General features: G+C 69.9%; 12 protein-coding genes and 1 riboswitch. Of the genes, 6 read left to right on the top strand and 6 right to left on the bottom strand.

Annotated features, from left to right (window positions below; translation table 11 throughout):
* Nucleotides 1-60: 60 nt before the first annotated feature.
* The gene (locus tag OIB37_RS24495) at nucleotides 61-522 is read right to left on the bottom strand and encodes a hypothetical protein (RefSeq protein WP_330459753.1); all 462 of its coding nucleotides are present in this window, start codon (nucleotides 520-522) and stop codon (nucleotides 61-63) included.
* Between the two features lie 194 nt (nucleotides 523-716).
* Here OIB37_RS24495 and OIB37_RS24490 point away from each other — a divergent pair, with 194 nt between their 5' ends.
* Nucleotides 717-1685: a diacylglycerol/lipid kinase family protein gene (locus tag OIB37_RS24490; protein WP_330459752.1), complete on the top strand. Its 969-nt coding sequence runs from the start codon at nucleotides 717-719 to the stop codon at nucleotides 1683-1685.
* A 303-nt stretch (nucleotides 1686-1988) separates the two neighbouring features.
* Nucleotides 1989-2246 (top strand): WhiB family transcriptional regulator, encoded by a 258-nt coding sequence (locus tag OIB37_RS24485; RefSeq protein WP_016639615.1) that lies wholly within the window; start codon nucleotides 1989-1991, stop codon nucleotides 2244-2246.
* Nucleotides 2247-2545: 299 nt separating this feature from the next.
* On the opposite strand, the gene OIB37_RS24480 is transcribed toward OIB37_RS24485, so the two are convergent.
* Entirely contained in the window at nucleotides 2546-4012 is a 1467-nt protein-coding gene (locus OIB37_RS24480; protein ID WP_330461957.1) for a sensor histidine kinase, read from the bottom strand.
* A gap of 630 nt (nucleotides 4013-4642) precedes the next feature.
* Between OIB37_RS24480 and nagB the strand changes: the two genes are divergently transcribed.
* Entirely contained in the window at nucleotides 4643-5428 is a 786-nt protein-coding gene (gene nagB / locus OIB37_RS24475; protein ID WP_330459751.1) for a glucosamine-6-phosphate deaminase, read from the top strand.
* A gap of 9 nt (nucleotides 5429-5437) precedes the next feature.
* Here nagB and OIB37_RS24470 read toward each other — a convergent pair whose 3' ends face one another.
* The 4 genes from OIB37_RS24470 to OIB37_RS24455 all read right to left on the bottom strand — a co-directional run bounded on the left by OIB37_RS24470 (nucleotide 5438) and on the right by OIB37_RS24455 (nucleotide 10288).
* Nucleotides 5438-7090, bottom strand: coding sequence for a glycoside hydrolase family 3 protein (locus OIB37_RS24470; protein WP_330459750.1), 1653 nt, complete (start codon nucleotides 7088-7090; stop codon nucleotides 5438-5440).
* A gap of 9 nt (nucleotides 7091-7099) precedes the next feature.
* Nucleotides 7100-7951, bottom strand: a complete 852-nt coding sequence (locus OIB37_RS24465) for a carbohydrate ABC transporter permease (RefSeq protein WP_330459749.1) — start codon at nucleotides 7949-7951, stop codon at nucleotides 7100-7102.
* Nucleotides 7948-8934, bottom strand: a complete 987-nt coding sequence (locus OIB37_RS24460) for a carbohydrate ABC transporter permease (protein ID WP_330459748.1) — start codon at nucleotides 8932-8934, stop codon at nucleotides 7948-7950. Before OIB37_RS24460 ends, OIB37_RS24465 begins: the two co-directional genes overlap by 4 nt.
* A gap of 73 nt (nucleotides 8935-9007) precedes the next feature.
* On the bottom strand, nucleotides 9008-10288 hold the full coding sequence (locus OIB37_RS24455; protein ID WP_330459747.1) for an extracellular solute-binding protein: 1281 nt from the start codon (nucleotides 10286-10288) through the stop codon (nucleotides 9008-9010).
* 410 nt (nucleotides 10289-10698) lie between these two features.
* Between OIB37_RS24455 and OIB37_RS24450 the strand changes: the two genes are divergently transcribed.
* The 3 genes from OIB37_RS24450 (at nucleotide 10699) to mctP (ending at nucleotide 13615) form a co-directional block, all read left to right on the top strand.
* Complete coding sequence (locus OIB37_RS24450) at nucleotides 10699-11463, top strand: GntR family transcriptional regulator (protein ID WP_330459746.1); 765 nt, start codon at nucleotides 10699-10701, stop codon at nucleotides 11461-11463.
* 248 nt (nucleotides 11464-11711) lie between these two features.
* Nucleotides 11712-11990, top strand: a complete 279-nt coding sequence (locus OIB37_RS24445; RefSeq protein ID WP_330459745.1) for a DUF3311 domain-containing protein — start codon at nucleotides 11712-11714, stop codon at nucleotides 11988-11990.
* A complete protein-coding gene (mctP, locus tag OIB37_RS24440; protein WP_330459744.1) occupies nucleotides 11987-13615 on the top strand; it encodes a monocarboxylate uptake permease MctP in 1629 nt (542 codons plus the stop codon). The genes OIB37_RS24445 and mctP overlap by 4 nt, the downstream gene beginning before the upstream one ends.
* Before the next feature lie 172 nt (nucleotides 13616-13787).
* A riboswitch (cobalamin riboswitch) is annotated at nucleotides 13788-13925 on the top strand.
* Nucleotides 13926-14005: the final 80 nt, after the last annotated feature.

Genomic DNA, 14005 nt, shown 5'->3' with positions numbered 1-14005 from the left:
CCGAGTGCTCCTGGGTACTCCCCCGGGTGCTCCCAGGTGCCCCTGGATGCTCCTGGCGTCCTACTCGGCCCGGCCCGGTCCCTTGATCCCGAGGGCCTGGGTCGTGGACCGGTTCACCAGCAGGACCAGCGACGCGACGGCCACCGCGGCGAGCGCGATGCCGGCGCCGACGGCCATGCTGTCGACCTTGAGCAGGTTGTAGGCCACCGGGAGGGCCATGATCTGCGTGATGACGGCGGGGCCCCGGCTCCAGCCGCGCCTGAGCAGCAGTCCGCGCGCGGCGAGCAGCGGCAGCAGCGCGAGCACGAGCAGTGTGATCCCGCCGGTCACGGCCTGCTGCCGGTTGTCCGGGTCGCCGGTGAGCCCGAGTACGAGGACCCAGACGCCCGCGGCCACGAGGGCGGCCCCCTCCAGCGCGGCCAGGGCGGCCGCCCAGGTCAGCCGGCTCGGGCGCGGTCCGTCCGCGACGACGTCGGCTCCGGCGTCGGCGGTGTCCGGGGCGGGGTTCTGCTCGCTGCTCACCCCAGAAGGGTAGCCCTGCGGGCACGGGACGCGGCCGCCGCGTCCCGGCCTCCGTCCCCCCGCGCGCGGGGGCGGTCGTACGCGACCTGGACACGGTGCGCGCGGTCACGCGTGTTCAGGCTCACGTCGTCTTCTCTTACCGGATCCCTAACTCGGTCTGGGCCCGATACCCCCCAGTAGGTACGCTGCGATGCATGCGTGCACTTCTCGTGGTCAATCCGGCGGCAACCACTACGAGCGCACGCAGGCGTGATGTCCTGATCCACGCGCTGGCCAGTGAGATGAAACTGGAGGCGGTCACCACCGAGTACCGCGGCCACGCGCGCGACCTCGGCCGGCAGGCGGCGGAGAGCGACGACATCGACATGGTCGTGGCCCTGGGCGGCGACGGCACCGTCAACGAGGTGGTCAACGGCCTGCTGCACGCCGGCCCCGACCTGGAGCGGCTGCCCGGTCTCGCGGTGGTCCCCGGCGGCTCCACCAACGTCTTCGCCCGCGCCCTGGGCCTGCCCAACGACCCCGTCGAGGCGACCGGCGCCCTGCTGGACGCCCTGCGCACCGGAAGCGAGCGGGTCGTCGGCCTGGGGCTGACCTCGGGCACACCCGGCACCGAGGACGAGTCGGTGCCGCAGCGCTGGTTCACCTTCAACTCCGGGCTCGGTTTCGACGCGGGCGTGGTCGGGCGGGTCGAACAGCAGCGCGAGCGCGGCAAGAAGTCGACACACGCGTTGTACGTCCGTCAGGTCGTCCGGCAGTTCTTCGGCGAGCAGCACCGCCGGCACGGCACGATCACGCTCGAACGGCCGGGCGCCGATCCGGTCGACGATCTTGTTGTCGCCATAGTCTCGAACACGTCCCCTTGGACGTATCTCGGCAATCGCCCGATGTACACGTCGCCTAAGGCGTCGTTCGATACCGGCATCGACGTGCTCGGTCTCAGCCGCCTGTCGACGGCCGCGGTTGCCCGGTATGGCACCCAGTTGCTCACTTCGTCCCCCGAGCGTGGACCCCATGGCAAGCACGCCGTCTCCCTGCACGATCTGGACCGCTTCACCTTGCATTCGAAGGTCCCTCTGCCCCTCCAGATGGACGGCGACCACCTCGGACTGCGAACCAGCGTGACGTTCACAGGCGTACGCCGTGCACTGCGTGTGATTGTGTGAGCGGAACGGGCGAAAGTCCTTTCACTCGAACGTTTAGGCCAGGATCCACCCCATGGAAGTACGGCTGTGACCTAGTCGACACCGAGGAATCAAAAAAAATCTTCCGGAAGGGGTTGTATCCGTCGCCGAGGTTTGCGAGTCTCTACGTGGCGATCGAGACGGCCCGCAACACCGGCCTCGGTGATCGCCAGAACCCCTCTCCAACTCAGGACCACGCCGGTCACAACTTGGCGTTCGGCCCTTCACTTGTTGGGGGATTCGTGAAAGCGTTCACATTCACAAGCAATCTGAGAGGTAGCAGCCATGGACTGGCGTCACAACGCCGTTTGTCGCGAGGAAGACCCCGAGCTGTTCTTCCCCATCGGCAACACCGGTCCTGCGCTGCTGCAGATCGAGGAAGCCAAGGCCGTCTGCCGTCGCTGCCCCGTCATGGAGCAGTGCCTGCAGTGGGCGCTCGAGTCCGGCCAGGACTCCGGCGTCTGGGGTGGTCTCAGCGAGGACGAGCGCCGCGCAATGAAGCGCCGCGCCGCCCGCAACCGGGCTCGTCAGGCTTCCGCCTGACATTCCCACCCCTGCTGACAGCCTGAGCTTGGCGGCGCGCACAACACGTACGCATCTCCCGCCCCCGAGTCGCAGCGCGCAGTACCCCCACGATGCTTGCCCTTCACCATGAGGGCACCACAGCAACGAGCACGAGCCTCGGACCAATGGCGGTCCGGGGCTTTTTGCTTGCCCCGGCGTCCTCCTGGCCGCTCCCCCGCCGCTCCCCCGCCGCGCCCTCGTCGCTTTCGCGCCTCCCCCGTCACTTCCGCACGCACCGGTCACTTCCGCGCGCGTCGGTCACTCCCGTGTACGCACAGTTACTTCTGCACGCGCACCGGGATGTCGAGAAGCACCCGGGTCCCGCCCTCCGGCACCCGGACCATGTCGAAGGTGCCGCCCAGCTCGCCCTCCACCAGCGTCCGCACGATCTGCAGACCGAGGTTGCCCGCGGTGTGCGGGTCGAAGCCCTCGGGCAGGCCGACACCGTCGTCCTGGACGGTGACGAGGAGACGCGCGTCCCTGGTGGTGCCGCCGCGGACCGCGGAGACCTCGACCGTGCCGGTGTCCCCGTCGCGGAAGCCGTGCTCCAGGGCGTTCTGCAGGATCTCGGTCAGGACCATCGACAGCGGGGTGGCGACCTCGGCGTCGAGTATCCCGAACCGTCCCGTGCGCCGGCCGGCGACCTTGCCCGGGGAGATCTCCGCGACCATCGCGAGCACGCGGTCGGCGATGTCGTCGAACTCCACCCGCTCGTCCAGGTTCTGAGACAACGTCTCATGCACGATGGCGATCGAGCCGACGCGTCGCACGGCCTCCTCCAGGGCCTCCCGGCCGCGCTCGGAGTCGATGCGGCGGGCCTGGAGGCGCAACAGGGCCGCGACGGTCTGGAGGTTGTTCTTCACCCGGTGGTGGATCTCCCGGATGGTCGCGTCCTTGGTGATCAACTCGCGCTCTCGGCGGCGCAGTTCGGTGACGTCCCGGCACAGCACCAGGGAACCGATGCGGACGCCCTTGGGCTTGAGCGGAATGGCCCGGAACTGGATCACCCCGTCATGGGCCTCGATCTCGAACTCCCTGGGCGCCCATCCGCTGGCCACCTTGGCCAGCGCCTCGTCCACCGGACCCCGGGTCGGAGCGAGTTCGGCGGTGGTCTGCCCCAGGTCCTGGCCGACCAGGTCGGCGGCCAGGCCGAGCCGGTGGTAGGCCGACAGGGCGTTCGGCGAGGCGTACTGGACGATGCCGTCGGCGTCCAGCCGGATCAGGCCGTCGCCGGCACGCGGCGAGACGTCCATGTCGACCTGCTGGCCGGGGAAGGGGAAAGTACCGGCCGCGATCATCTGCGCGAGGTCCGAGGCGCTCTGCAGATAGGTCAGTTCCAGCCGGCTCGGCGTGCGCACGGTCAGCAGGTTGGTGTTGCGGGCGATGACGCCGAGGACGCGGCCCTCACGCCGTACGGGGATGGACTCCACCCGCACGGGGACCTCTTCGCGCCACTCCGGATCTCCCTCGCGCACGATCCGGCCCTCGTCGAGGCACGCGTCCAGCATGGGCCGGCGGCCGCGCGGGACGAGATGGCCCACCATGTCGTCCTGGTAGGAGGTCGGACCGGTGTTGGGGCGCATCTGGGCGACCGAGACGTACCTCGTGCCGTCGCTGGTGGGGATCCACAGGACCAGGTCGGCGAAGGACAGATCGGAGAGCAGCTGCCACTCCGAGACCAGCAGGTGGAGCCACTCGAGGTCGGACGCGTCGAGGTCGGTGTGCTGGCGTACCAGTTCGTTCATGGAGGGCACATGTGCGAGCGTACCCGGGGCTCCGGCCGGCCGGAAAACACCCGCGGGCCGCGGCGCCTGAGCGGGACCCTCAGCCCACCCGGCACCGCAGCCCGGAGCATCATCGGCCGCGGGGTGTGCGGTCCCAACCGGCCGAAGGTGAGGATCCGAAGCAGTCAGGGCAGAGAGCTTGCGGTTCCTCGATCCGCCTTCCTGTGCGGGGAAGACGGAGGCTTTTCAGCTTGTCGCCCTGCGGTTTCCCCCTCCGCAATTGTGGACTGGACCACGATGGCGTGTCCATGCATATGAGGACGTGCGTCGAGGGGCGTCGGCGGGCGACATCACGCAGCCTAGTCCGCCCGGGTCGGCTGCGGGGGCCGATGGCCGGGGCAATTTCCGCGAACGCCTCGGGACTGCCGTGAGCTTGCGCCGGCGGGGGGCCGGACAGGTCGTCACGCGGGGTCCTGCGGAACCCCCGTTCTGCTAGATTGGTCTAAACCACATGCTGATTCCCACCGAGCCCCTCCCGACCTCCAGGCCCCCCTCCAGGCCCCCCTCCAGGCTCCCTCCAGGCTCTCTCCAGACCCTCTCGCGGCCCCTTTCCGTCCCCCTTCCGGCCCTCTTCAGAACGGCAGGCCCAGCGTGGAAGTTGTCATCGTTCCGGACGCCTCGGCGGGCGGCGAACTGATCGCGGAGTCCATGGCCCGGCTGCTGCGGCGCAAGCCCGACGCCCTGCTCGGCGTGGCCACCGGCTCCACCCCGCTGCCCGTCTACCAGGCACTGGCCGCCAAGGTGCGCTCCGGCGCGGTGGACGTCTCGCGGGCGCGGATCGCCCAGCTCGACGAGTACGTGGGGCTGCCCGCCGAGCATCCCGAGTCCTACCGCTCGGTGCTGCGCCGGGAGGTGCTGGAGCCGCTCGGCATCGGGATGGACGCGTTCACCGGGCCCGACGGCACGGCCGAGGACGTCCAGGCGGCCTGTGAGACGTACGACCGCGCGCTCGCCGAGGCCGGCGGCGTGGATCTGCAACTGCTCGGGATCGGGACGGACGGACACATCGGGTTCAACGAGCCGTGCTCGTCGCTCGCCTCGCGGACCCGGATCAAGACGCTGACGGAGCAGACCCGGATCGACAACGCGCGCTTCTTCGGCGGCGACATCGAGCAGGTGCCGCACCACGTCATCACCCAGGGCATCGGCACCATCCTGGAAGCCAGGCACCTGGTGCTGCTCGCGACCGGCGAGGGCAAGGCGGACGCGGTGGCCGCGACCGTCGAGGGTCCCGTCGCGGCCGTCTGCCCCGCCTCCGCGCTCCAGCTCCACCCGCACGCCACGGTGGTCGCCGACGAATCCGCCGCCTCCAAGCTGAAGCTGGCCGACTACTTCAGGCACACCTACGCCAACAAGCCGGAGTGGCAGGGACTCTAGGTCCTGTCGTCAGACTCCCGCGATGACCTCCGCCGCCGCCCGGCCGCAGACGCGGGCCGCGCCGTGGGTCGCGATGTGCGGGGTGCCCCGGGGCGGGGACTGGGGGACGCCCATCTCGACGACGATCGTGTCGGGGCGGGCGGACAGCAGGGCGTCCAGGGCGGCCGCCATCCAGGGGTGGCGGTGCTCGTCCCGGACCACGGCGACGATCCGGCGCTCCCCCGCGGCCGCCAGGGCGTCCCGGCCGGCGCTCTCCCCCGAGAAGGTGCCCGTCTCGGTGCCGGGCAGCAGCCGGGCCAGCTCGGCACCGACGCCCCAGGGTGTCTCGGCGCCGACGGCGATGTTGGCGACCGGGGTGAGGGCGGCGACATAAGGGGGCGAGGTCAGCGGCTCGTACGACTCCGCGTGCGTCACGGCGAGCGCGCGCCGGGCGGCGACCAGCCCGATGCCGGTCCCGCGCGCGCCGTCGCCGCCCTCGCCGTCCTCGCTGCCGTCGGAGACGGCCGAGGGGTCGCGGCGGGCCGCCGGGGAGAGCGTGACTCCGAGCCTGACCTCACCCGTGCCCGTGCACCCGTCGCCGTCCCGGTCCCCGTCCGCGCACGCTTGCTCCGCGTCCGCCTGCCTGACGTCCGCTCCCTTCGCGCCCGCCGCCTCCGCCGTCCAGCGGCCCAGCGCCCGTACCCGTTCCGCCGCGTCGGCGAGCCGTTCCTCGGGGAGTTCGCCGGAGCGGACCGCGCCGACCAGGGCGTCGCGCAGGCGTCGTACGGTCTCGTCGTCCGCGAGTCCGCCGCCCACGCAGATGGCGTCGGCGCCGGCGGCGATGGCGAGGACGCTGCCGTGTTCGATGCCGTAGGTGCCGGCGATCGCGCGCATCTCCATGCCGTCGGTGACGATCAGGCCCTCGTAGCCGAGTTCCCCGCGGAGCAGGCCGGTGAGGACGCGCCGGGAGAGGGTCGCCGGGTGGTCCGGGTCCAGGGCCGGCACCAGGATGTGGGCGCTCATCACGGCTAGGGTGCCGGCGGCGACGGCGGCGCGGAAGGGGGCCAGGTCGCGGGCGTCCAGGACGTCGGCGGGCGCGTCGATGCGGGGCAGGGCGTGGTGGGAGTCGACGGCGGTGTCGCCGTGCCCGGGGAAGTGCTTGGTGCAGGCGGCGACCCCGGCCGACTGCAGGCCGGTGACGTAGGCGGCGGTGTGCCGGGCGACCAGGCCGGTGTCGGCGCCGAAGGAGCGGACACCGATGACCGGGTTGGCGGGGTTGGAGTTCACGTCGGCCGACGGGGCCCAGTTGAGGTTCACCCCGCAGGCCGCGAGGCGGCGGCCGAGTTCGCGGGCCACCTGGCGGGTCAGCTCCACGTCGTCCACCGCGCCGAGCGCGTGGTTGCCGGGGAACGACGAGCCGGAGCGCACTTCGAGGCGGGTGACGTCCCCGCCCTCCTCGTCGATCGCGACCAGGACGTCCTCGCGCTCCGCGCGCAGCTGGGCGGTGAGAGCGCCCAGTTGTTCCGGCGAGGCGATGTTACGGCCGAACAGGCCGACGGAGGCCAGGCCCTCGCCGAGCCGGCGGAGCAGCCAGTCGGGGGCCGTGGTGCCGGTGAAGCCGGGCTGGAGGACGGTCAGCGCGTCGCGGGTCAGGGTGTCGGTGCCGCGGGCGAATGTCGTCATCGGAGGGCCTTATCCCTTCACGGCGCCGGCGGTCAGGCCCGCGGCCATCTTGCGCTGGATGAGGAGGAAGAGGGCGACGATCGGAACGGCCATCATGGTGGCGCCGGCCATCATCGGTGCGTATTCGGTGCCGTGCTTGGTGGTGAAGTTGCCGAGCCACACGGTCGCCGTCTGGTGCTCCTGGCTGAGCAGCATCAGGGCGTAGAGGTACTCGTTCCAGGCCTGGATGAAGCCGTAGACCGAGGTGGCGACCATGCCGGGGGCGAGCAGCGGGAAGACGACGCGCAGGAAGGCGCCGGTGCGGGAGCAGCCGTCGACCATCGCGGCCTCCTCCAGTTCCCGGGGGATGCTGACGATGAAGCCGCGCAGGGTCCACACCGTGAACGGGAGGATGAAGGTGAGGTAGGTGATGATCAGACCGGAGAGTTTGTCGTACTGATCCAGGTCGTTCAGCAGCAGGAAGATCGGGATGATCATGGCGACCACCGGGATCATCTGCACCGCGAGGATGCCGATGATCACGACCTTGCGGCCGCGGAAGGCGAACCGGGAGATGGCCAGCGCGGCCAGCATGCCCACGACGACGCCGATCGCGACGACGGACAGGGACACGGTCAGGCTGCGGCCGACCGGGCCCCAGAAGTCGGCGATGTCCAGCGCGCGGCGGAAGTTGGAGAGGGTGAGACCGGTCGGCAGCAGGCTCGGGTCCGGGTCGATGGCGTCCTTGGCCGGCTTGATCGCCGTGTCGACCATCCAGTAGACGGGGAAGCCGGCGACGGCGAAGACGAGCAGCCCGAGCAGGTTCCAGCCGAGCCGGGAGCCGCGGCGCCTTCGGGGTGCGGACAAGCTGATGCCGGTCACTCGACCTCTCCGATCTTCAGCATCTGACGCATGTAGACGGCGACCACGCCGAGCAGCAGGACGACCGTGACGAGGGCGATCGCCGAGCCCTGCGCGTAGTCGTTGACCACGAAGGCGCGGTCGTATGACCAGGTGGTCAGGAGTTGGAACTCGGGTTCGGGGTGGCCGCCCCGCATGACGAAGACCTGGGGGAAGACGCCCATGTCCCAGATGACCGACAGGGTCGTGAGCATCACGACGACCGGCTTGAGGACGGGCAGCGTGACGTAGCGGAAGACGCCCCAGGCGCCCGCGCCGTCGAGGCGGGCGGCCTCCTCCATCTCCTTGGGCACCTGGGTGAGGCCGGCGCTGAGCGTGATCACGACGAACGGGACCGCTCCCCAGATCACGAGCAGCATGATCACGGCCAGCCCCTGGGGGCCGCTCGCGAACCAGTTGTGGCCGATCAGGTCGACGCCGGGCAGCTTGCTCGCCAGGGCGTTGAGGATGCCGTAGTCGGAGTCGAAGAGCCATTTGAAGACGGTGGTGGAGACGATGACCGGCATGCCCCAGCCGGCCACCAGCGCGATGTTGACGAGGGTCCGTACCCACCCCGAGACGCGCTGGAGCAGCAGGGCGATCAGCATGCCGAGGACCATGGTGAGGATCACCGAGCCCGCCGTGAAGACGAGCGTGCGCAGCACGACCTGCCAGAACTCGGTGTCGTCCAGCACCTTGGAGAAGTTGCCGAACCCGGCCCACTCGGCCGGCTGGAAGCCCCAGAGCTGGGACTGTCCGAACGTCTGGAACGACAGGGTGACCAGGCGGACCAGGGGATAGCCCATGACCAGGGCGAGGATCAGCAGACACGGGGTGAGCAGCAGCCAGGGGGCGGCCGTCAGGCCCGGCTGCCGCTTCCCGCGGGGCCGGGAACCGGCCGGCGGGGGTGGTGCCTGCCGCGGTGGCGGCGCCTTGGCGGGGGTGGTCGTGTCTGCGGCACTCATCGCGCGCTCCTCAGCGGTCCCTGGAGTCGTACGAGAAGCGGGACCCCGTCGGCGGACGGGGCCCCGCTCCGGGTCACTTGTTGTTGATGACCTTGTCGATCGCGGCGTCCGCGTCCTTCGCGGCGGCCTCGACCGACTTCCTTCCGGTGCCGATGCTCTGCAGCATGGTCTGCAGGACCTGGGCCTTCTCGACCTGGCCCCAGCCGGGGGCCATCGGGACGAACCAGCTGGACTCGGCCGCGGTGGCGGGCACGGCGGTCGCCGGGTCGTTCTTGAGGGTGGCGAGGTCGGTCTTGTTGTTGGGCAGGTTGCCCTTGGCCATCAGGCCCTTCTGGCCGGAGGTGCCGGTGAAGGCGTCGATCCACTCGGCGGCGACGCCCTGGGCCTTGGACTTGACCGGAATGGCGAGGTCGGAGCCGCCGAGGAAGACGGGCATGTTCTTGCCGGACGGCCCGGGCATCACGAAGTTCTCGAGGTTGTCCTTGAGCTTGCCCGTCTTGTCGTTCTTCGGGTCGGCCGCGGTGGCGCCCTCCCAGGCGGCGGCGAAGATCATGGCGGACTTGCCCTGGCCGTAGACGATGTAGCGGTCGGACTCGTCCTTGGTCCTGTCGCCGTGCATGTACTTGCCGACGACGTTCTTGAACTCCGTCAGGCCCTTGACCGACTCGGGCGAGGAGAGGGTGGCCTTCCACTGGCCGCCCTCCTCCTTGGCGATGGAGCCGCCGGCGTCGTAGACGAAGGACATGCCCGCGTACCAGTCACGGGTGGGCTGGTACCAGGCGCTGAACTTCCCGCCCTCCTTCTTCTGGATCCTGTCCAGGTCGGCGGTCAGCTCGGCGTAGGTCTTCGGGGGCGTGCGGACGCCGACCGAAGCGGCGATGTCCTTGCGCCAGTTGGCGACGCGGCCGCCGGCGTAGTACGGCACGCCGTAGGTCTTGCCGTCGTACGTCACCGAGGTCTTGAGGCCGTCCAGCCAGGCGGCGGAGTTGGTGAACCGTGCCGGGTCGACGGGGGCGAAGGCGCCCTTGACCATGTAGCCCAGCATCTCGGAGTTGCCCATCTCGACGACGTCGGGGGCCTTGTCGGTGGCGAGGACGGCGTCCAGCTTGGTGTTCTTGTCCGGCCAGCCGTAGTACTCGTGCTTGATGTCGATGCCGGGGTGCTTCTTCTGCACGGCGGCGTCGGCGGCCTTCACCAGGTCGGGCCAGTTGTTCTGGGCGTCGACGGTGAGCCAGACGGTCAGCTCCTTGGCGTCCGCCCCCTGAGCCTTGCCGTCCTTGCTGTCACTGCCGCACGCCGCGACGGAGACGACCATGCCCGCGATACCGATCGCGGCTATCAGCCTGCGCTTCACGCCACCCTCCTCAGGGATGCCCTCGAACCCCCCTGGCTCCCCGCGGCGACCGTCGTGGCACGTACCGCCCATGGGGCCGGGACCTGGACCAATGGTGTAGACCAGCACGGGGAGCTTGGCCCAGACCAATAGGCCTGTCAAGGGTGTTCAAGCAGGTGCGCGGCGTCCGTGATGCGACCGAGATATGCAGGGATCTTTCATAACGCAAGCGACAGATCGGACTGCCCAGTTCCGGTGGACCACTCCCACCCCGTCCGACGATGGACTAGACCAACTGAGGGTGCGGAGGTATACAGGGGGAGATCACGGAACGTGCGGGTGGACCCCCGCACACGCGGCCGTGCCACGATGTGAGCCGTGACCGACGGGACGTCGGTCGCTTTCGGCATCCGGAGCCGGGAAGGCAGAGCATGAGCACCGACGTCAGCAGCGGGGAGAACGAGGCCGGCGTGACCGTCCGTACGGCTCGCGTCCCCAAGTACTACCGTCTGAAGAAGCATCTGCTCGAGATGACGGAGACGCAGGCGCCGGGCACACCGGTGCCGCCCGAGCGCACGCTGGCGGCCGAGTTCGACACCTCCCGCACCACCGTCCGCCAGGCCCTGCAGGAACTCGTCGTCGAGGGCCGGCTCGAACGCATCCAGGGCAAGGGCACCTTCGTCGCCAAGCCCAAGGTCTCCCAGACGCTGCAGCTGACCTCCTACACCGAGGACATGCGCGCCCAGGGCCTGGAGCCGACCTCGCAGCTGCTCGACATCGGCTACGTCACCGCCGACGACCGCCTCGCCGAGCTGCTCGACATCACCGCCGGCGGACGCGTGCTGCGCATCGAGCGGCTGCGCATGGCCAACGGCGAGCCGATGGCCATCGAGACCACCCACCTCTCGGCGAAACGCTTCCCCGCGCTGCGCCGCTCGCTCGTCAAGTACACGTCCCTCTACACCGCGCTCGCCGAGGTCTACGACGTCCATCTCGCCGAGGCCGAGGAGACCATCGAGACCTCCCTGGCCACCCCGCGCGAGGCGGGCCTGCTCGGCACCGACGTCGGTCTGCCGATGCTGATGCTGTCCCGACACTCCGTGGACCGCGAGGGCAGGCCGGTGGAGTGGGTGCGGTCCGTCTACCGGGGCGACCGCTACAAGTTCGTGGCGCGGCTGAAGCGTCCGCTGGACTGAGAACGTCCGCGCCGAGAACGTCCGCGCGGTGAGGCCGGCGCGGCGCGCTGCACCGGCGTGGCACGGCACGACCGGCGCGGCACAGTACGGCTGACGCCGCCTCAGATCCGGTGTCGGCGCGGAGTCTCCACATCGCGCCCGCGAAATCGACATACCGATATCCGGACGAGGTCTTCCGCTGCGGCGACACCGTCACCTAGATTTCGTCCCCATTACGCGTGTGATCAGCGAGGGGACGGAGCCACCGCATGTCCGAAGCACCCGAAGAAGCCAGACCACCGGTGTCACCACCGGTGGTGACACCGGTGCGCGTCGTCATCGCCCTGTGTCTCGTCGCGCCGTTCGTGGCGATGCTGTGGGTCGGCTCGTTCGCCAAGACGGACCCGGCGTTCATCGGGATCCCGTTCTTCTACTGGTACCAGATGCTGTGGGTGCTGATCTCGACCGCGCTCACCATGCTCGCGTACCAGCTGTGGCAGCGTGACCAGCGCGCCCGCGGTGCCGCGAAGGGGGGTGCGGCGCAGTGAAGGACGGTGTCAACGGCGTCGCGCTCGGCGTCTTCGTCTTCTTCTTCCTGGCCGTCACGGTCATGGGCTTCCTGGCTGCGCGCTGGCGCAAGTCCGACAACGAGCAGTCGCTGGACGAATGGGGCCTGGGCGGCCGGTCGTTCGGCACCTGGGTCACCTGGTTCCTGCTCGGCGGCGACCTGTACACGGCGTACACCTTCGTCGCGGTGCCGGCGGCGATCTACGCGGCGGGCGCGGCGGGCTTCTTCGCGGTGCCGTACACGATCCTGGTCTACCCGCTGATCTTCACCTTCCTGCCCCGGCTGTGGTCGGTCTCGCACAAGCACGGATACGTGACGACCTCGGACTTCGTGCGCGGCCGCTTCGGGTCCAAGAGCCTGTCGCTGGCCGTGGCGGTCACCGGCATCCTCGCGACCATGCCGTACATCGCACTCCAGCTCGTCGGCATCCAGGCGGTGCTGGACGTGATGGGCGTCGGCGGCGGGGAGAACACCAACTGGTTCGTGAAGGACCTGCCGCTGCTCATCGCCTTCGGCGTGCTGGCGGCGTACACCTACTCCTCGGGACTGCGCGCGCCCGCGCTGATCGCGTTCGTCAAGGACGGCCTGATCTACCTCGTCATCGTGGTGGCGATCATCTACATCCCGATCAAGCTCGGCGGGTTCCACGACATCTTCGCCCAGGCCGACAAGGCGTTCTCCCAGGTCAATCCGGCGACCGGCAAGCCGCGCGGCGCTCTCGTGCCGGCGGAGGCGGGCCAGTGGACGTACGCCACCCTGGCGCTCGGCTCGGCCCTCGCGCTCTTCATGTACCCGCACTCGATCACCGCGACCCTGTCGTCCAGGAGCCGTGACGTGATCCGCCGCAACACCACGATCCTGCCGCTGTACTCCCTCATGCTCGGCCTGCTGGCCCTGCTGGGCTTCATGGCGATCGCGGCCGGGGTGAAGGTCACCAACGGGCAGCTGGCGATCCCGCAGCTGTTCGAGGACATGTTCCCGTCCTGGTTCGCGGGCGTGGCCTTCGCGGCGATCGGCATCGGCGCGCTGGTGCCGGCGGCGATCATGTCGATCGCGGCGGCGAACCTGTTCACCCGCAACATCTACAAGGACTTCATCAAGCCGGACGCCACGCCCGAGCAGGAGACCAAGGTCTCCAAGCTGGTCTCCCTGCTGGTGAAGGTGGGCGCGCTGGTCTTCGTCCTGACCATGGACAAGACGGTCGCCATCAACTTCCAGCTGCTCGGCGGCATCTGGATCCTGCAGACCTTCCCGGCCCTGGTCGGCGGCCTGTTCACCCGCTGGTTCCACCGCTGGGCGCTGCTGGCCGGCTGGGCGGTCGGCATGATCTACGGCACGGCCGCCGCCTACGGGGTCGCCTCCCCGACGCAGGCGCACTTCGGCGGCTCGGCCAAGGAGATCCCGGGCATCGGTGAGATCGGCTACATCGGCCTCACGGCGTTCGTCCTGAACGTGGTCGTCACCGTGGTCCTCACCTTCGCCCTGAAGGCGCTGAAGGCCCCCGAGGGCGTCGACGAGACCAGGCCGGAGGACTACACCGCGGACGCGGGCGACCCGGGCGTCCGGGCGGAGCTTCCCCCGGCCACTGCGGGGAGTGCTCACTAGTCCCACAAGGGGCTCGCAGGAGCCGCGCACCCGGTCGTGATGACCCCGCAGCGGGCCGTCGTGGAGCATGTCCCACGGCGGCCCGCTGCCGTGCGTGTTGACGCTCTGAATCCAGCACGACACACAGCAGACACAACATCTGGTGGTGCCACGGCAGCCCAGCACTAGATGTATGCTCGTCATCGCTGTCGCCGCAGGGGAATCCGGTGCGAATCCGGAACTGTCCCGCAACGGTGTACTTGTACGTGTCCGTCCCTGAGGCGGCGTGTGCTCGGTCAGTCCGAGGACCTGTCGACAGCCGCGCCCGGCCGTCCGGTCCGGGTGCCCCAAGACGTCCGGGCCTCGTGGAGTGGGCCGGTGGACGCGACGCCGTGTGCGCTCGTGCTGCCA

The sequence above is a fragment of the Streptomyces sp. NBC_00820 genome (assembly GCF_036347055.1).
Lineage (GTDB): Bacteria > Actinomycetota > Actinomycetes > Streptomycetales > Streptomycetaceae > Streptomyces.
Note: the sequence above shows the minus strand (reverse complement) of the source record. Positions and strands in the feature narration are given on the sequence as shown.